At 44.3% G+C, this 19133-nt stretch carries 12 protein-coding genes; 8 read left to right on the top strand and 4 right to left on the bottom strand.

Translation table 11 applies throughout. From position 1 onward, the window contains the following. Positions 1–386 precede the first annotated feature (386 nt). The 3 genes from QUB77_RS27255 (at position 387) to crtB (ending at position 4063) form a co-directional block, all read left to right on the top strand. Positions 387–1016 (top strand): TraX family protein, encoded by a 630-nt coding sequence (locus QUB77_RS27255; protein WP_333179481.1) that lies wholly within the window; start codon positions 387–389, stop codon positions 1014–1016. Between the two features lie 651 nt (positions 1017–1667). Beyond that, on the top strand, positions 1668–3041 hold the full coding sequence (pds, locus tag QUB77_RS27250) for a 15-cis-phytoene desaturase (RefSeq protein WP_333179479.1): 1374 nt from the start codon (positions 1668–1670) through the stop codon (positions 3039–3041). A gap of 92 nt (positions 3042–3133) precedes the next feature. Then, the gene (gene crtB, locus QUB77_RS27245) at positions 3134–4063 is read left to right on the top strand and encodes a 15-cis-phytoene synthase CrtB (RefSeq protein WP_333179476.1); all 930 of its coding nucleotides are present in this window, start codon (positions 3134–3136) and stop codon (positions 4061–4063) included. A gap of 142 nt (positions 4064–4205) precedes the next feature. Here crtB and QUB77_RS27240 read toward each other — a convergent pair whose 3' ends face one another. Continuing rightward, positions 4206–4703, bottom strand: a complete 498-nt coding sequence (locus QUB77_RS27240; protein WP_333179474.1) for a hypothetical protein — start codon at positions 4701–4703, stop codon at positions 4206–4208. Between the two features lie 429 nt (positions 4704–5132). Beyond that, positions 5133–7856, bottom strand: a complete 2724-nt coding sequence (locus QUB77_RS27235) for a valine--tRNA ligase (RefSeq protein ID WP_333179471.1) — start codon at positions 7854–7856, stop codon at positions 5133–5135. Positions 7857–8013: 157 nt separating this feature from the next. On the opposite strand from QUB77_RS27235, the gene QUB77_RS27230 reads away from it, so the two are divergent. After that, the gene (locus tag QUB77_RS27230; RefSeq protein ID WP_333068154.1) at positions 8014–8376 is read left to right on the top strand and encodes a hypothetical protein; all 363 of its coding nucleotides are present in this window, start codon (positions 8014–8016) and stop codon (positions 8374–8376) included. Between the two features lie 253 nt (positions 8377–8629). Here QUB77_RS27230 and QUB77_RS27225 read toward each other — a convergent pair whose 3' ends face one another. Beyond that, the gene (locus QUB77_RS27225; protein WP_333179469.1) at positions 8630–10282 is read right to left on the bottom strand and encodes an FAD-dependent oxidoreductase; all 1653 of its coding nucleotides are present in this window, start codon (positions 10280–10282) and stop codon (positions 8630–8632) included. Between the two features lie 270 nt (positions 10283–10552). On the opposite strand from QUB77_RS27225, the gene QUB77_RS27220 reads away from it, so the two are divergent. Both QUB77_RS27220 and QUB77_RS27215 read left to right on the top strand, forming a co-directional pair. Then, positions 10553–12205 (top strand): AAA family ATPase, encoded by a 1653-nt coding sequence (locus QUB77_RS27220; RefSeq protein ID WP_333179467.1) that lies wholly within the window; start codon positions 10553–10555, stop codon positions 12203–12205. A gap of 56 nt (positions 12206–12261) precedes the next feature. Next, positions 12262–13452 carry a 5-methylcytosine restriction system specificity protein McrC gene (locus tag QUB77_RS27215; protein WP_333179465.1) on the top strand — a complete coding sequence of 397 codons (1191 nt, stop codon included), beginning with the start codon at positions 12262–12264 and terminating at the stop codon, positions 13450–13452. A 91-nt stretch (positions 13453–13543) separates the two neighbouring features. Here the strand turns inward: QUB77_RS27215 and QUB77_RS27210 are convergent, their stop codons facing one another. Beyond that, complete coding sequence (locus tag QUB77_RS27210) at positions 13544–14548, bottom strand: phosphoribulokinase (protein ID WP_015179263.1); 1005 nt, start codon at positions 14546–14548, stop codon at positions 13544–13546. A 700-nt stretch (positions 14549–15248) separates the two neighbouring features. On the opposite strand from QUB77_RS27210, the gene petH reads away from it, so the two are divergent. Both petH and QUB77_RS27200 read left to right on the top strand, forming a co-directional pair. Continuing rightward, on the top strand, positions 15249–16454 hold the full coding sequence (gene petH, locus QUB77_RS27205; protein ID WP_333179462.1) for a ferredoxin--NADP reductase: 1206 nt from the start codon (positions 15249–15251) through the stop codon (positions 16452–16454). Between the two features lie 305 nt (positions 16455–16759). Next, the gene (locus QUB77_RS27200; RefSeq protein ID WP_333179536.1) at positions 16760–18076 is read left to right on the top strand and encodes a homoserine dehydrogenase; all 1317 of its coding nucleotides are present in this window, start codon (positions 16760–16762) and stop codon (positions 18074–18076) included. Positions 18077–19133 lie beyond the last annotated feature (1057 nt).

The following is a 19133-nucleotide window of genomic DNA, read 5'->3' as shown; positions in this document are numbered from 1 at the left end:
TCAATTATTATTTGCTCCGAATCAATAAATTTAATGTAAATCTGCCTTAAGGAGTACACAACAGTGTTTGTACGTGTATTTTTTTAAACACCTAAATTAAAGAGGACAACCTCTCTTTAATTTAGGTGTTGCTTTAAGGATAGATTATGGGTACAGTCGATTTAATTGTACTGAGGATTTTAATAAAAACCAATCCTATTTTCAGAAATGATAGATAAAATACAAAATATCTATCTTTAAAAAACCCTCCAGAAACTGCTCTTTATAGCCTATCAAAAATACAGAAAAAGCGAAAATAGGTATATATTTTCTCTAAAACTTAAACAAGTATTTAGTAATTAGTACAATGAACGAAGTTTTAATAACATAATTTGAGGATAAATTGTATGAATCAAAATCAAATTAAATGGTTGGCCGCCGTTCTAATGCTAATAGACCACATCGGATTTATGCTTGAAGCAGAGCCCATGCGTATCGTCGGCCGCCTCAGTTTTCCGTTGTTTAGTTGGGTGTTTGCTCAAAATTGGAAACGACCGGGGGACAAAAATCCTCTAATTACTCGACTGATATTATTTGGGGTAATTTCTCAAATACCTCATATGTTACTTTTTGGCAATTTACAGTTAAACATCATGTTTAGCTTTGCCGTAGCAGCACTAACTTTGAGCTATATCCGACGCTTCGATCGCAAAATTGCAGTTTTATGCACAGGTCTAGTAACTGCTCAAATTTTAGGAGTGAGTTACGGCTGGTATGCAGTGGCTTGCCCGCTATTGATGATTAGGTGGAAAGGAGAAGGATCTCGCCTTTGGTGGTTCCGCTGGACTATAGCAAATATCGGATATGCAATTAGTTGCAACAGCGAGATTCAAATTTTCGCCATATTCGCGCCGCTAGTTCTGGCATACTACGATACCTCTAAAGACCAAAAACCAACGCATCTAGAAAAAAGATTTTTCTATTATTTTTACCCACTACACCTTGGGGGGCTAGCGGCACTGCGAACAATTGTCTAATTAAAACTGGGGATTCTAATTAGCTGATTGTTGATTTTTTATTTAAACGAAGTACAACCGCGTCTCTGAGCGATCGCCCTCACAGAAGAGTGCGATCGCTTTCCTGTAACTTGCCTTCACTCTGTCCAGCCGCTGTTTTTCAGCATCATTGATTTCTGCTCAATCATCTTGCCAATCGCGAAATAATTGGTCATCCTCAACCCACTCAATTTTTAATTGGGTTTCCCAATCGTTCAGTGCAATATTTCTAGCTTGAATTGTTTGTACCATAAATTTAAGCAATTTCTCAAAATTTGCTCTTAATTTATGATAGCAATAATTGCTAAATTTCCGTTAATACTGAAGTATTGCGTCTTTTAAAACAGGACATCGCTGAATGCTGAATAACGATATTGCCCGCAGTTCGCTTAGTCCGGCAGGGGTTTAAACCCCTGCCTCAAAGCAAAAGTCCTCTGAAAGAGGACTAATGTATTCTTCAGTCCTCTTTCAGAGGACTTGCGCTATGAGACAGGGACTGAAAGTCCCTGGCGGACTTTCGGGCTAAGCCGACACCTCCAAGCACTGCCGTGTCCCTACAGATTTCCCAAAAAAATGTAACGAGTTGTAAAGTATAATTAAACCGAAGCGAACACAGAGGCCAAGTAGTATCAAATGCGAGTTGCGATCGCCGGAGCAGGCTTAGCAGGACTTTCCTGCGCAAAATATCTTACCGACGCGGGCCACACCCCCATAGTCCTAGAAAGTCGAGACGTACTCGGCGGCAAAGTAGCCGCCTGGAAAGATGCAGACGGCGACTGGTATGAAACCGGCCTCCACATCTTCTTCGGCGCATACCCGAATATGCTCCAACTATTCAAAGAACTTGACATCGAAGACAGGCTGCAATGGAAACAGCACAGCATGATTTTCAATCAGCCGGAAACCCCCGGAACCTATTCCCGCTTTGACTTTCCCGACCTTCCCGCCCCCTTCAACGGCGTCGCAGCCATCCTGAGCAACAACGATATGCTCACCTGGCCCGAAAAAATCCGCTTTGGCATCGGTTTGATTCCGGCGATGCTTCAGGGTCAAAACTATGTCGAAGCAATGGACAAATACTCGTTTTCCGACTGGCTCAAAAAGCAAAACGTCCCCCCCAGAGTCGAAAAAGAAGTATTCATCGCCATGTCCAAGGCGCTCAACTTCATTGACCCCCACGAAATATCTGCAACCATACTGCTGACAGCCCTCAACCGCTTCTTGCAAGAGAAAAACGGCTCGAAAATGGCCTTTTTAGACGGTTCCCCCACAGAGAGGTTGTGCCAGCCGATGGTAGACTACATAACTGAGCGCGGCGGTGAAGTACGGCTGAATGCACCCATCGAGGAGTTTTTGCTCAACGATGACAACACGGTGCGCGGGTTCCAGATTCGGGGTGTAAAAGGGGCTGAGTCAGAAATTCTGACGGCCGATATTTACGTTTCCGCGATGCCGGTTGACCCGCTGAAGCTGATGATGCCGAAACCTTGGGGCGAAATGGATTATTTCAAACAGCTCGAAGGCTTGGAGGGAGTACCCGTCATTAATGTACACTTGTGGTTCGATCGCAAATTAACTGACATCGACCATTTGCTGTTCTCGCGATCGCCCCTGCTGAGCGTCTACGCCGACATGAGCAACACCTGCCGCGAATATGCCAACCCAGACAAATCAATGCTGGAACTGGTTTTAGCACCGGCAAAAGACTGGATAGGCAAATCAGACGAAGATATCGTCGCAGCCACAATGGTCGAGTTAGAAAAACTCTTTCCCGATCAAATCCCAGAACCAGCCAAACTGCTCAAATATCACGTAGTCAAAACCCCACGTTCCGTCTACAAAGCCACTCCCGGACGCCAGCAGTGCCGTCCCACACAAACAACTCCCATTAGCAATTTCTATCTAACGGGGGATTATACGATGCAGCGTTATCTTGCGAGTATGGAAGGTGCCGTGCTTTCTGGTAAGCTGACAGCGCAGGCTATTTCGACGGCCAATAACAAATGAAAAATTAAGAATTTTTCATAAAGACGTAAAAGAATCTCCCGTTTTCTAAACGGGGGAAAATCAGTTCTAATCTTTAAATTTCTTATTCTCGGATGCTGCAACTGTCAAAACTCCAGTGCATGAGAACTCTGGCTTCTGTGGATGACTCTTACGAACTGTGCCGCCAAGTCACGGCGAGTTATGCCAAAAATTTTTATTTAGGCACTCAACTCATGCCCGAAGCCAAGCGTCGGGCGATTTGGGCGATTTACGTCTGGTGCCGCCGCACCGACGAACTCGTAGACGGGCCGGGTTCTGAGGCAACGACCCCTGAAACCCTCAATCTGTGGGAAAAACGGCTAGAATCTGTGTTTGCCGGCCATCCTCACGACGACTACGACGTAGCGTTGGTGGATACGCTGTCTCGTTTCCCGATCGACATTGGGCCGTTTCGAGAGATGATTGCGGGCCAGCAAATGGACTTGTACCGTAGCCGCTACGAAACTTTTGAAGAACTCAATCTTTACTGTTATCGAGTAGCGGGTACTGTAGGGCTGATGTCGATGTCTGTCATGGGTGTAGGCGAATCGAGCTCCGCTGCTAACTGGAATTGGCACTGGGGGAATAGAATTCCCAAAGAAGAAGCCATCTCCCTCGGGATTGCCAAGCAGTTGACTAATATTCTGCGCGATGTGGGAGAAGACGCCCGCCGCGGCCGCATTTACATTCCCTTAGAAGACTTAGCCTTGTTTAACTACACCGAAGAAGATTTATTCAACGGTGTAATTGACAACCGCTGGCGGGAATTGATGCGGTTTCAAATTCAGCGAGCTCGCAAATTATACGCCAGCGCCGAACCGGGAATTAAAGTGCTCAGTCCCGATATCCGCTGGACAGTTTGGGCGGCTACAATGCTCTACAGCAGGATCTTAAATGCGATCGAACACAATCACTACGATGTTTTCCAGAAGCGGGCTTACGTTCGCAATTCTCAGAAACTGCTGTGTCTCCCCGCCGCTTGGATGAAGTCAAAAGTGCTTTAGCCGCGGGCAATTTTGCTGGCGATTGGGCAACGGGTAAGGGGTATTTGTCAAGTTACAAATTATATGATGTCCAGCAAATTGCATATTAGGTTTGTGGGGACGCGGTAATGGCGTTTCCCTACCTTTGGTGTGTTAATTGGAGTCAAAGTGGTGGTGTAGCTGGCGGAATTTGCAATTGGGCGATCGAACTTTCCAACAATTGCTTTTCCTGCTGGAGTTTTGCTTCTAAATTTTGAATTTGTTCTCGGCGGGCTTCAACTTCAATCAAGCGGCGAGACAATTCTTGACTCTGCAAAGTGAGAGATTGCCGCCAATCTTCTGCTTTCTGGGCTTCTTGCTGCAAAAAATCGGGGGTAAAGCCTGTTGTTAAATATTTTTCAACTAATTGTAGTACCCAGTTTGTAGCTGCTTGAATATTTAAAACCTGGTTATTTTCGCCAATATCTGCTAATACTAAAATCCCTTCATTTAAAACATTAGTTGCAGAGTTAATTGGATGTTGATCAGAAGCTTTCTGTAATGTCAAGAAACTTTCTTCACTAAGAATAGCCCAAGTATCATCAGAATTTTGGCAAGCCAGCAATTGCAGACTTATCTCGCCTAAATTTTCCTGATAGTGTACTTGGGCTAAATATAACATGAGGGTAATTGGTTATTGGTAATTGGTAATTGATAGTTGCGGATTCGTAATTGGTAATATTAGGACAAGTTGTTATATTATTGAAACCAAATTTGTAGGGGCGGGTTCGCCAACCATTTACGGTAAAAATGAATAATATTATAAACCCGCCCCCGCCCACCAACAATAAAAATGTACGATGAATTTATGGCTGAGGAGGGCGGGTTTATGAGATTATTTGTGAATTTCATAGATGGTTTGTGAACCCGCCCCTACAGGATTGTGGGATGTTTTTTATGACGCAAGGCTTCACCATAAACAAGAATGGCAATAACCTGGTGAAACCCGGTTTTGTTCTAGATTTCTCGTGACCAAACAAAAAATCTCGTAGAAACCGGGTTTCTCGCCCAATGCGCGACTAATGACTGCTGACTACTGACTAATGACTCCTTAAAACAACTTTAGCCGATCGCGCAAAATCTCCGCTTGTTTTTCGGCTTCCGCCAAAGCATCTCTCGCCCCCTGAACCACATCAGGAGTAGCCTTATCCACAAACTTCTGATTAGTCAAACGCGCCGCAGTATGCTTAATTTCAGCTTCCACCTTGCTCAACTTCTTCTCTAATTTAGCACGCAAAGCTGCCAAATCGACCACCCCAGCCAGAGGAATCAATACTTGCACAGTACCGACAACCCCAGCAATTGTCTGTCCCAAATCTGCATCCAAACTAGCAGTTACGGTCAGATTCTCGACTTTTGCCAAATCCTGAATGTAAACGCCTCCATCTGAGAGGATTAGACGTTCTTTCTCGCTTTCGCTTTGCAAAATCGCCGTCACCTTCACACTGGGTTTGATATCAGAATCTGCCCGCAAATTGCGAATAGTGCGAATTGTACCGAACAACAACTCAAACTGCTGTTCTAATTCAGCATCAATTAGCGAGATATCAGCTTCAGGATAAGCTTGCAAAGCCAAACATTCACCATCACCTGTTTGAGTCAGAGTGTGCCAGATTTCCTCAGTAATGTGTGGCATAAAAGGATGTAGTAGTTTCAAAATCCCTTCCAAGACAAAAGCAAAAGTTTGCTGTGCCACTTTCTTAGAATTTGGTTCAGCATCCTGTTGCAAGCGAGACTTGACTAACTCAATATACCAGTCACAGAAATCGCCCCAGATAAACTCGTAAAGTCCCTTCGCCGCTTCCCCCAAACCGTAATTTTCCAAACAATTGCGACTTTCTTGCACAACTTGATTGTAACGAGAAAGAATCCAGCGATCGCACAATTCCAAACCACCTCCCACAGAAGGACTTCCCAACTGTTGCGGAGTCTGTCCCTCCAAATTCATCATCACAAACCTGGCCGCATTCCACAACTTATTCGTGAAGTTCCGGGAAGCTTCCACTGATTTCGATTCATCAGTTTTGCGATCGTACTCCATGCGAATATTTTGACCGGCACCAACCACTTCCTTAACCAAAGTGTAGCGCAAAGCATCAGTACCGTACTTGCCAATCAACAGCAGTGGATCGATACCGTTGTTTTTACTCTTAGACATTTTTTGACCGTTTTCATCCAACACCAAACCGTGAATGTAAACAGTATCAAAAGGCATCTTTTCAGTAAAATGTCCTGCCATCATCGTCATTCTAGCCACCCAGAAAAAGATGATATCAAAACCTGTAACCAAAGTAGTTGTCGGATAGTAAAACTCCAAATCTTTAGTTTCGTCCGGCCATCCCAAAGTTGAGAAAGGCCACAACCCGGACGAAAACCAAGTATCCAATACGTCTGGATCTCTGGCTAGCTGCACGTCATTACCAAATTTAGCCGTAGCTTTTTCCTTAGCTTCAGCTTCAGTTTTCGCAACTATAAAAGGTGTTGTATCAGTAATTTCTCCTTGGGTTTCGCTAACAGCATACCAAGCCGGGATTTGGTGTCCCCACCACAATTGGCGGGAGATACACCAATCTTTCAGCTTCACCAACCAATCCCGATAAACCTTTGTCCATCGGTCAGGAACAAAGACTGGTGAGTTATTTTGGTCTAATGCTTCTAAAGCGCGTTTAGAAAGAGGATCGATCTTCACAAACCATTGCGTAGATAGCAACGGTTCGACCGGGACTTTGCCGCGTTCGCTGTAGGGAACTGTATGCTTATAATCTTCTATTTTAACCAAAACCCCGTCAGTTTCTAACCGCTGCACCACATTTTTCCGGGCAACAAATCGGTCTTGTCCTTGGAACTCTCCGGCATTTTCATTTAAAGTGCCGTCCTTATTCATAATGTTAATAAACGGCAAATTGTGACGCTTACCCATCTCGAAGTCATTCGGATCGTGGGCGGGTGTCACCTTGACACAACCAGTTCCGAAAGTAGGATCGACAAACTCATCAGCAACGATTGGGATTTCGCGATGTGCGATCGGCAAAGTGACAGTTTTACCGATAAGATGCTTGTAGCGATCGTCCTGTGGATTCACCGCCACTCCAGTATCGCCCAACATCGTTTCCGGTCGAGTCGTCGCCACCTCCAAATAACCAGAGCCGTCCGTCAAAGGATAGCGGAAATGCCACAAATGCCCGTCAACTTCCTGCTGGTCTACCTCCAAATCCGACACGGCAGACTGACTGGCCGGACACCAATTCACCAAGTAATTGCCGCGATAAATCAGCCCCTCATCGTACAGACGGACAAACGCTTCTAAAACCGCAGCGGATAAGCCTTCATCCATCGTAAAGCGTTCGCGCGACCAATCAACAGACACGCCCAAACTGCGTAATTGATTAGTAATAGTATTGCCCGATTCCGCTTTCCACTCCCAGGCCCGTTCCAAAAATTTTTCTCTACCTAAATCGTGGCGAGTTTTGCCTTCTGCTTTGAGTTGCTTTTCGAGAATAGTTTGAACTGCGATGCTAGCATGATCCGTTCCCGGCAACCACAGGGTATTGCGTCCAGTCATGCGGTGATAGCGGACGAGGACATCAATCAGCGTCTCTTCAAAAGCGTGTCCCATGTGGAGACTGCCGGTGACGTTGGGCGGCGGGATGACGACGCAGTAAGGTTCGCCGCCTTTTTCGGGGTCAGCTTTGAAGGTTTGGTTGTCTTCCCAGTATTTTTGCCACTTGGTTTCGGTGGCTTGGGGGTCGTATTGCGGGGGTAGGTTTGCGGTCATGGTGGCTTGAGAGTTTGATCTTATTTAAGATTGTGCCATAGAAGGGAGGAGAAGAGTTTTGAACCGCATCCGCGTCAGAGGCAGAGGGAAGAGCGATATTCAAGGCGGGGCGGGTTTACGTTAAAATGAAGGTAAAATTAAAAGATTTGATGGCATTATGAATGTAGCAGCACTTCGACATCAAATCGATCGATGGCTCGATCGACTCTCTCCAGAACATCTGGCATTAGTTGCGAGTTTTATAGAGTTTCTAAGCCAAAAGCAACGTCAGGGGGTAATCATTTCGCAAAATAATCTGCCAGAGGTTTTCTCAGCAGAAATACAAGAGATGCCTCCTGCTAATTCTTTTAGTATTCCAGAACCCTCAGAAATTGACGGAGAGGGCCAATCTAAAGCAGCGCTTCTACAAGATTTTCGGCAAGCTTGGCACGAAGCCATGACTGGGCAAACCATTTCGGTTGCTCAAATGTGGGAAGGAATTGAAGAGGTTTCGACATCTTCGGTGGTAAAATCCTTTTAATATCTTATTTGACAGAAAGCCCTAATCCAAAACCCGCCTTCTATCGGAGAAAGCCACGATTTTGCAGACAAACCGATTTTCTTTTTGCCTTAGTCCTAGTGGTAAAACAACTGGCAATAATTAAGAATCGCAATGAATAACAGAGATCAAACTCCAGGAATTGCGTTTTTTTTTCTCAAACTCAAACAAAAATTTCTAGTTTGTAGGCGGGGTTTAAAATAGTATAGCAACACGGGCGACTGCTATACCTCGATTACTTCACCTCCTTATAATCAACTCCATAACTCGTATCTCTCCCCGACAAATACGTAGTTTTCCCGGTTAAAGTCTCCAGAGTTTTTTTCGTTTCAGCCGAAGTAATCGAATTCAGAGGTACGCCGAACTTGCTAGCCAAGGCAGCGGCCACGCCCACACCTTGTCCTTGATAAATATTCACCGTCGCAATTCGCCCGACAGATACAGCCATACCCACATAACCGGACGATCGCCCGACAATGGCTAAATTCTTGACTTTGCTAGCTAAAGCGCTTTCTATGCCGAAATTATAGACTGGCAGCGGCGGAATTCTCGCAGATAAATTCTTGACTCCGCCTCGCATATCGAAATCGTAGGAAAAACTGCCGATCGACTTTTCGGGTACTGTTCCCCCTTTGATAATCTCCTTCCCCGTCACCGGATCTACCACATCGCGAACGTTCAAAGTTTGCCTGATATAAATTTCGTCTGGAAGAAATACTCTCACATCTTTACCAGACTTCTTTTGTAGCCAGTGTTGGAGATGTGACATTTCTTTAATCATTTCAGGAGTCGGTTTTCTGCCGTTAGCTTCCATCTTCATGATTTGGTCAACTTGGTATTTAAACAGAAACCCGTTCCAGGAGAGCACATTTTTGTTATAAACGCAGACATTGCCCTTATCAAAAAAGAATCCTTTATTTTGACTAAATGGCAGATTTCTGTCTATGTGATACGCTGCACCTATAGCTACGCTTCTGATGTCGTAGCCGTCTGTATATGGCTGATAAATCGTACTCCAGAAATTCCTCATCCAAAATTTTGTACTAGCCGGGTCTTTAGATTTTGTAATGCTTTCTTTAATCTTTTTTACCAAAGGTCTATTGTATAGAATGTCATCTTCTATTCTGCGGAATTCAGACATCGTTATACCTGTAATTCTCGGAACTACAGAGACAGCTAAAGTTTCATTTTTGGATTTTATATTTTGAGATTCATATCCTGTATAATAAGATAATCCTGCTTTTCTAGCCAATTCTGCGTCTTGAGTTACGTCAATAAAAGAGTTGGCTATAATTTTTAGATTGCTGCCTTTTACTTCGGCATATTCGATTTTTTTATCTACGACGTGGGGAGTAAGGGTTGAGTTGGAAATAACTCTTACTTTTGCTGCTGAAAGCATTTGCCTGAGAGCTTGATCTGCCCTTTTTGGGTCTAAGCAAGATTCGCGCGCATCCGCTTTATCTAAGAATTCCTTAAAACATTGGGCGTAGGGTTGGCGATACCAACCGGGGATTTTATCTAAATCGATGTAAGCTAAACCGCCGCGGGTGAGTAAGCCGCCCAAAGGATCTCTTCCGTAGTTCGATCGCACGATCGCAACTTTGCCCTTTGCGCCTAAAGTTTTCTTAGCCCATATCGCCGCACATATCCCCGGTACTTCATCACCATATACTACTACATCAAACTTTTGCTCCGGTGATTTTTTGGGAACTACCGGAGGCGGGCTGCTGGGTTTTTGCGGCAGATTTCCAGCGTCTAAGGTAGCACTTGCTGGGTCTCTATTTGCGATATAATTTTCTATTTTTCTGAAAGGCGGATAATTAAGTAAAAGTTTTAGGGCGGCAAAAATGATTGCAATTGAAGCTAATTTCTTAAAAGTAGAGAGCATTCAGTTGACTCGTTTGTAAATTTGCATTACCTGAAAGCGCAGTTCAGGGTTTACGGAGTTGAATATAGCACGTTTAGATAATTGCGACACAAGTTTAAATTTTCCGGCAACTGTTGTTAGCGGTTTTGCCTGTGTTACTGGTTTGGCAGGGCAATTGATGAGGCTAAGGATGGCGGGTGCGATCGCCTCTCAGATGTCTGGTGTCGGGAAGGGGGATCGGCTACAATAAGTTAAGAACAACAATTGAGTCACCTTAAACATACAGAAAAAATGGAAAAAGTTTTTGTACATCCTGAATGCCCTTTTTCGGTAAACACATTTAACCTATTGGCACAATTTTATGAAAACCCCAGTTCAGATTTTTACCGGGAACACAAAAAAGATTTCTTAAAATATGTAGAAGAGCCAGTCAAGTATATTTTAAGCCAGGTAGAAGAGCAGTTGCCTGATTTTATTAAAAAATATATAGATATCAAGAAGGAGAGCTTTGGCCACATTCAACCAACAAAATCTTTGAAATCAGCAGTAGGCTACACTGTAGACTATTGTTTTAACGGTAGCACTCATACCGTATCTTCTAATTTAATGTTAAAATTTGAAAATCAGACATTAACTTTTGGTTTGTATACACCCTACAAGTTGTTTAATTTAATGGTAGATGATTACAAAAATACTTATAAAAATAACGTTAATTTAATCAAAATACTTAAACGTTATAACCTCCCCAATAGACATTGTTTTTATATAAATAATTATAAAAGCAACATAGATAATGAGGGGGAAACTTTTCACAACCTACTAATGAGTAATTCGGAAAAATGTCTTTATGAAATATTAGAAAGTCTGTTATCAATGAGGGCTTTTAGAGCAGAACCTCAAGCGTTTTATTTTTCTAATCTTCAAGTCTCTATCTCACTTCACTCAGAGGAAATACTAAGAAATTCTGCCAAACACTTAATACACAAAATATCACAAAGCTTTAAAAAACTCTTTCCCTTATTATTAATGCTTAATCCTAAAAATAATAAATCCGAGCTTCTCATAAGTCAATATTTTTCAATATATCAAAAGGAATTTAATCCAGAGTATCAACTAGAAACAATTTCTCAAATTACAGGTTTTCAAACAACCCAACTAACCCAATGGATACACGCCATTAACCGCAAAGGCCAAACCATCATCCAAGGCCCACCCGGAACAGGAAAAACCTTTATAGCCGAAAAACTAGCCAAACACTTAATCGGCGGCGGTGACGGTTTCTCAGACATTATCCAATTTCACCCCGCCTACACCTACGAAGACTTTATCGAAGGCCTCCGCCCAACAACTCAAAACGGACAATTAACCTACTCAATAGTTCCCGGTAGATTCCTAGAATTTTGCGAACAAGCCGAAGTCTGTGAAGACACTTGTGTTCTCATTATTGATGAAATTAATCGCGCAAATTTATCTCAAGTCTTTGGCGAGTTAATGTATCTCCTAGATGACCGACAGGACACAAAACGCTTTATTACACTGGCCAGCGGTCAAAAGTTTAGAATCCCTACAAATGTCCGCATTATCGGCACAATGAACACCGCAGACCGTTCTATTGCGTTAGTCGATAACGCACTCCGCCGCCGCTTCGCATTCATTCCCGTTTATCCTAATTATGAAGTCCTGCAACACTATCACCAAAAATGGCACACTGGTTTTCCAGTTGATAAATTAATTAGTATTCTCGAAGATGTCAATCGAACCATTAACAACAAACACTATGAACTAGGCATCTCCTTCTTTTTGACAAAAACCTTATATGAAGATATTATTAAAGATATTTGGCAAATGGAAATTGAGCCATACCTAGAAGAATACTTCTTTGATAACAAGGCAAACATGAAAGAATTTCTCTGGGATAATATCAAGAAAAAATTGGGATATTGACAATCTAACGCCGTCATTAACGCCGATAGGGTGGCGTTTCTACATCCACCAAAATTATGAAACCAGGCTCTCCCCGAATTATCGAACTTACAGAATATCAATTAGCTACTTTTGAACGAGATTTTATCCCCGAATCAGTAGGACAAAAAATACACAAAAATTATGCCAAGGAAATCGAGATAGAATTTCCCAACTTTAAAACACAATATCAATGGCATTTAAAATCTAAACGCAGAGTTGGCACAATTCCCATCACTCCAGAATTTCACATCGCCATCCGCCCAAAGGTTCCCATAAACAACCTCTTCGGAATGCTTGACTATGCCTACCAGATAAAATTTCTTCAAGGATCGATTCAGTGCCAATCTTTAGAAGAAAGTTACGAGGGATTAGCTGACGAACTTGCCCAAAAAATTCTAGAACGCTGTCGCAAAGGATTATATCGCGATTACTTATCCAAAACAGAAAGACTCGCCTACATTCGCGGCCGCGTCGATTTGCGGTCAGCCCTGCAAAAACCTTGGGATGTTAAACTAAAATGCCACTACAACGAACAAACAGGCGACATCGAAGATAATCAAATACTCGCTTGGACACTTTTCATCATTGGCCGCAGCGGTTTGTGCCGCGAATCTGTCTCATCGACGGTGCGAAAAGCTTTTCACGCACTCCAAGGATTTGTTACCGTAAAATCTTTTAAACCTGAAGCTTGTATTGATAGAAATTATCACCGTTTGAATCAAGATTATCAACTTTTACACGCCTTATGTCGATTTTTTTTAGATAACACAGGGCCGAGTCACGAAACAGGCGATCGCGAAATGCTCCCTTTTCTCATAGACATGACCAATTTATATGAAAAGTTTGTCGCTGAATGGCTCAAAGCAAATACACCAAAAGGCTTTTTTGTCAAACAACAACACCGAGTCATACATGACCAAAACTATTTCGATCGGATTGACTTACTGCTGTGCGATATTGCAACAAAAAAAGTCCAATACGTCCTCGATACAAAATACAAAGCTCCCGATAAAGTAGGCAGTGATGACCGTCATCAAATAGTTGCTTACGCCAATGCCTTAAAGTGCCAAAATGCAATTCTCGTCTACCCGCAAAACCTCAAACAGCCACTAGATATAAAAAATGACGATATCCGAGTTCGCAGTCTAACTTTTTCCCTAGATAGCGACCTGAATGAAGCCGGAAAAACCTTCTTAACCTCTCTACTTCCAAACACCCTCCCCTAACTCTACTCTGCGCCCTCTGCGCTCTCTGCGGTTCATTTCTCCACAAAAAAAGAGGCGCGATCGCGCCTCCCAAATCTTTCAGGTCTGTGTTCTAAACACTAACAGCCACTTTCGCTTCCTTCGCAGTCAACTTCTCGTAAGTCGCCCGCATCTTCAATCCGACTAACACTTGGAACAAACCAGTTCCATTGTTGGAACCAGGATATTCGCGGTGCTGAAGCAACAGGTGAGTTAACTCGCCTTCATACTTCGTAGAAGTCTTGCTCAAATGGCTTTCGATGTAAATAACTTCTTCGAGATTCTCGAATTGACCATCTACTTCCAAAATCGAGACTTCGTGACCGTAGAAAGCATCGGGCCCGTAGTACATCTTAATTCCGGGATAAGAACAAGTCAGCTTGCGGCCGCAAGGAACCCAGTTAATTGTTGAACCTTCGTCAAACAAATACGCAGGCTCAAAATTGGCGATGCCTTCGCGCTGGATCATCTGCACGCGCAGAACCTTCCGCTCTTTGTCATCTTTGATCAAGTTGGTCGGCAACACTTGAATTACCACATCAGCATATTGCTTTTGCGGGTCGATGTAGGCTGTAAAATCGGGTTTGCGAGCATTGATCGCAAACAGCACGTCTTCGTAACGGTGGCCCCGTTCCGCCATGTCGCGCTGGATTTTCCAAGCAATTTTTACCTCGTCGCTGATGTCGAGGTAGACGCTGAAGTCGAGAAGCGATCGAACTCGCTCGTCGTACAGGGGATGCAGCCCCTCAATCACAATCACGTGATTCGGCTCTACCCTTTCGGGCGGGTCGATCATACCGGTTTCGTGGTTGTAGATCGGCTTGTCGATCGCGTGACCTTCTTTGAGCGCCTTCATTTGCTCGGCCATGAGGTCAAAATTGTTGGCTCTGGGGTCAAGGGCAGTAATCCCTGTTTCCTTGCGCTGCTTGCGATCGAGACTGTGATAGTCGTCGAGGCAGATTACAGTCACGAAATCTTCCCCGAATAAATCTGTCAATCGGCGTAAAAAAGTAGATTTTCCGCATCCGGAATCTCCGGCAACGCCAATTAAAACCACGCGATCCGGCTTACTGGTCATAGTTTCCCTCTAACAAAATCACTGTTTACTAACTAACTCAAGTCTAGATTCCACAAAATTTCAGCCCGCAGGTAGCCGCAAGCAGGCTTTGTGCTGCTTTGCTACCCCGAGAGGATCGAGTTCTCACCAGCATACAGCAGTGAGTTGACTGCCTGCCCGGAAAGACCCAAGCAATCTTCAAGGCAAGTAATTAATACTAACTTTAGCGGTTAATCTTACCAGAATGCGTCCGCCCCCTACAAGCTCAGCCTCAATCGATTTTAGATTTTAGATTTTAGATTTTAGATTGGAGAATTAACGCCGTCAGTCAGCAGACGTGCAGGCATAAATCCAGAACCTTATAGCTGGCTGCTGTCGGTCAATAGAAGCTATTTTTGCCCCGATGCCCCTACTCCATCCCCGACTGCCGATCGAAATGACTTATCGGGGCAGATCCCCCGATCGGGTAAAATATTGGCAGTACGCAGACAACAATAGCTATAGGTCAACAGCCGAACGCAAAGCGGGCTCGGTGAGCGCGGCGTTCGGCTAGTAGGGATTTGATACGCGAGCGATCGCAACTTCAACACTCCCGCCGGCGTGGCGAGGCCCAAAAATTGGCGAGGCCAATTAGTCCCGATGGCCTTAAGAAAAAAGTAAATTGAGTCTAACGTCACATTCTCTTTCTTTATAACTCTGTATCGTGAAGGAAAATCAACCAATGTACAGCCCAAGCATATCTGGTGTGGCGGCAAACTCAGAATCAGGCAGCCGCATCTTTGTTTACGAAGTGGAGGGTATGCGTCAGAGCCAAGCAACTGACCAAACAAGTAACCCGATTCGCCGTAGCGGCAGCGTATTTATCTCCGTGCCCTACGAGCGCATGAATCAGGAAATGCGTAGAATTGCTCGCATGGGTGGAAGAATTGTCAGCATCCGCCCCTCAAACAGCGCTCCCGAAACAAATGGCAAAGTCGCACCAGAAGCAGGGCTACAGAGTCAGAAATCTGGAGAAAAAACTAAGCCCATGACTCAAGCCAAGGAAAAAGTTCAGGTTCCTGTTAACCTCTACAAGCCGGCCAATCCCTATATTGGTAAGTGCATTTCTACAGAAGAATTAGTCAGAGAAGGCGGCGAGGGTACAGTCCGTCACGTCAAATTTGACATTTCTGGAGGCAATTTGCACTATCTCGAAGGTCAAAGTATCGGGATTATTCCCGATGGGACGGATAAAAACGGCAAACCTCACAAAATTAGGCTGTATTCGATCGCCTCCACCCGTCACGGAGACGATGTAGACGACAAAACAGTCTCTCTGTGCGTCCGCCGCCTAGAGTACAAAAGCCCAGAAACCGGTGAAAAAGTCTTTGGTGTTTGTTCAACTTTTCTCACCGGTTTGCAACCTGGAGATGATGTCAAAATCACCGGCCCCGTAGGCAAGGAAATGCTGTTACCCGACGACGAAGAAGCCACCATTATTATGATGGCTACCGGTACGGGTATTGCTCCTTTCCGCGCTTATTTGTGGCGGATGTTTAAAGAAAACAATCCCGATTACAAATTCAGAGGTTTAGCTTGGCTGTTCTTTGGAGTTGCTTACACTCCCAACATTCTCTATAAGGAAGAGTTGGAACAATTGCAGCGCGAGTTCCCCGATAATTTCCGCTTAACTTATGCAATCAGCCGCGAGCAAAAGAATGTTGACGGCGGCAAGATGTACATTCAAAACCGGATTCAAGAGAACGCAGACCAATTGTGGGAATTGGTTCAAAAACCGAATACTCACACTTATATCTGCGGTTTGAAGGGTATGGAAGGCGGAATTGATGAGGGAATGTCGGCCGCGTCTAGCAAGCACGGTGTTGAGTGGGCTGCCTATCAGAAACAGTTGAAGAAAGAGCACCGTTGGCACGTTGAAACTTATTAATGTGTTACCTGATTTAATCTGATTTGTAGGGTGGGCTTGGCTCGCCCTACAATTGTTTTTAGGGCAATTGTCTCCGACTTGTAATATCGTTTCCGGTTGCATCGGAATAATAAAATCGAGTCAAGAGTTAACACTCAACCATTCAGTTTTTCGACCCGCCCGTCAACAGTCAACAACCATGTATGAGTGCAACCGGAATTGATATAAGGTACCGAATGCGTACCCTACAATACTATTTTCATTGCTCCGGTACGGGAATAGCCTACAATGGTTGTGGCTTAATTGAGTTTCTACGGGTCAAAGTCGTGGCTTTCAAAATTGGTTTGTTAGGTTTGGGTACAGTTGGCGCGGGAACAGCAGAGATTTTGCTCTCCCCAGATGGCCGCCATCCGCTGTTGCAGGAATTGGAAATCTATCGGGTGGGAGTGCGCGATATTTCTCGAACTCGGTCTTTACAATTGCCAGAAAATGTGCTGACAACTGACCTAGAAGCGATCGCAACTGACCCGGAAATTGATATTGTAGTAGAATTGATTGGCGGATTGGAACCGGCGCGATCGCTCATTCTGCAAGCTATTGCCAGCGGCAAGCACGTCGTCACTGCCAACAAAGCAGTTATCGCCCGCTACGGTAATGAAATCTTCGAGGCCGCCAACAAAAAAGGCGTTTACGTAATGCTAGAAGCTGCTGTCGGCGGCGGCATTCCAGTCATTCAAAGCCTCAAACAATCTTTAGGTGCAAACCGCATTCAAACTGTCACCGGCATCGTCAACGGCACAACTAATTACATCCTGACGCGGATGCAAACAGAAGGCGCAGACTTTGCCGAAGTGCTCGCCGACGCTCAGCAATTAGGTTATGCTGAAGCTGACCCCACTGCAGATGTAGATGGATTAGATGCGGCCGATAAAATTGCTATTTTAGCCTCGCTAGCTTTTGGCGGACGCATCAAATTAGCAGATGTTCACTGCGAAGGTATTAGAAAAGTTAGTGCGGCTGATATTAACTACGCCGACAAGCTGGGATTTGTGATTAAATTGTTGGCTATTGCTCAAGAAACCTCCCGCTACAATGGCAAGCAAGCGGAGGCAGAAAGCGAACTGCTGTCAATTCGAGTGCATCCTAGTTTTGTGCCGAAAACTCATCCGCTGGCGAGTGTTAACGGAGTTTACAATGCAATTTTAGTCGAAGGAGAGCCGATCGGGCAATTGATGCTGTACGGGCGCGGCGCTGGTGCAGGCCCAACAGCTAGCGCCGTAGTATCCGACATCATGAATGTGGCGGCAATCCTGAAAACCGAAACTGTTCCCATTCCCCATCCTTTACTCAGTTGCAGTCACCAACACTACTGCAAAATTGCTCCGATGCAGGAACTTGTTACTCGCTTTTACGCCCGTTTTCTGACGCGCGATACTCCGGGGGTAATTGGCAAACTAGGCACTTGTTTCGGCAATCACAAAGTTAGTTTGGAATCTGTTGTGCAGACGGGAATTCGCGGCGATTTAGCAGAAATTGTCGTCGTGACTCACGATGTTAGGGAAGGTAATTTTCAACAAGCACTCGATGAAATTCGCGCGCTGGAAGCAGTCGATAGTATTGCTAGCACCTTGCGAGTTTTGTAAAAGTGATGGGATAGGGGCGGGTTTTACAAACAATTTTTCCCAATCATTGATAATCAATAAAACTCGCCCCAACCCAAGCATAAATCAGAATGTACCGGGTGCTTGTAGGGGCTGGTTCACAAACAATAATTGCCTAAAACAAACAATCTCGAAAACCCGCCCGGACCGAACCATAAATCATCATGTACATTTTCCGGTGCAATGCAAATGGCGGGTTGACGTAGGTTATCGGTGGTGGGGGGCGGGTTTATCTAGATGGTTGGTAATTGTTAGATATTGTTGGTGAACCCGCCCCTAAAAAGTTATGTTTTTTACTTCCGTTAACAAGGGCAACTCTATATTTCCACACACCTACTCTGCACAATTCCACTGTCGCAAATACTCCCAAACTTCAGAAATAATCGCATTTGCTGCATCTAAATCTCCTGCTTAATCAGCATGATAGTGCGCTCTAATTAGGGCTTAATATCCTCGATTTCTTGCCATTCGGATTCGGGTTTGAGGGGAATGCTGATATAATAGTGATAGGCTGTGCGATTCGTTTAGTCGAAATGAGTAGTAATACTCAGGGATGGCTAGTATGGCTACAGAGCCATAACAACTAGATACATATCTGGGTGCGGTTCATTCCAAGTCCCAGTCCGCAAGTGCAGCGGTAAAAGCATATCCCCTATTTTGGTAGGTAGCAACTAACAAGATAAAGCGGGGATAAAAAGCAGACTACTGGTAGCCGAAACTGGTAACTGTTGAGCAAGAGTTCATGTGTAGCGAAAGCAAAGATGTGTCCGAACCATCGTTACACTAGATGGTCTAACGGCTTAATCAGAATAAACCCGTTGAAAAACACGGTAAAGACTGATAAAGACCAAGCCAAAAGGCAAGGATAAGGCATAGGCGATTAGCCACTCGACCTATAGAACCCATTTGAGATCTAGGAAGCTAGCCTCTTAATCATCAACCTAATAAAACAAAGATTCATTTTGGCAGTTGCATTATCTAAGGTTCTCTCGAAGTTTTTGATGAGAATTTTACACCTTTCCATCCAAGAATTGGAGCG

This window comes from Microcoleus sp. AT9b-C3, assembly GCF_036705485.1.
In the GTDB taxonomy this organism is placed as follows: domain Bacteria; phylum Cyanobacteriota; class Cyanobacteriia; order Cyanobacteriales; family Microcoleaceae; genus Microcoleus.
This window is presented reverse-complemented; position numbering and strand designations above follow the sequence as displayed.

Coding starts and splice junctions, on each gene's coding strand:
- QUB77_RS27235 (WP_333179471.1), bottom strand. CDS start 7,856: ATGACCGCAAACCTACCCCCGCAATACGACCCCCAAGCCACCGAAACC.
- QUB77_RS27225 (WP_333179469.1), bottom strand. CDS start 10,282: ATGCTCTCTACTTTTAAGAAATTAGCTTCAATTGCAATCATTTTTGCC.
- QUB77_RS27215 (WP_333179465.1), top strand. CDS start 12,262: ATGAAACCAGGCTCTCCCCGAATTATCGAACTTACAGAATATCAATTA.
- QUB77_RS27210 (WP_015179263.1), bottom strand. CDS start 14,548: ATGACCAGTAAGCCGGATCGCGTGGTTTTAATTGGCGTTGCCGGAGAT.
- QUB77_RS27255 (WP_333179481.1), top strand. CDS start 387: ATGAATCAAAATCAAATTAAATGGTTGGCCGCCGTTCTAATGCTAATA.
- QUB77_RS27220 (WP_333179467.1), top strand. CDS start 10,553: ATGGAAAAAGTTTTTGTACATCCTGAATGCCCTTTTTCGGTAAACACA.
- QUB77_RS27240 (WP_333179474.1), bottom strand. CDS start 4,703: ATGTTATATTTAGCCCAAGTACACTATCAGGAAAATTTAGGCGAGATA.
- pds (WP_333179479.1), top strand. CDS start 1,668: ATGCGAGTTGCGATCGCCGGAGCAGGCTTAGCAGGACTTTCCTGCGCA.
- crtB (WP_333179476.1), top strand. CDS start 3,134: ATGCTGCAACTGTCAAAACTCCAGTGCATGAGAACTCTGGCTTCTGTG.
- petH (WP_333179462.1), top strand. CDS start 15,249: ATGTACAGCCCAAGCATATCTGGTGTGGCGGCAAACTCAGAATCAGGC.
- QUB77_RS27230 (WP_333068154.1), top strand. CDS start 8,014: ATGAATGTAGCAGCACTTCGACATCAAATCGATCGATGGCTCGATCGA.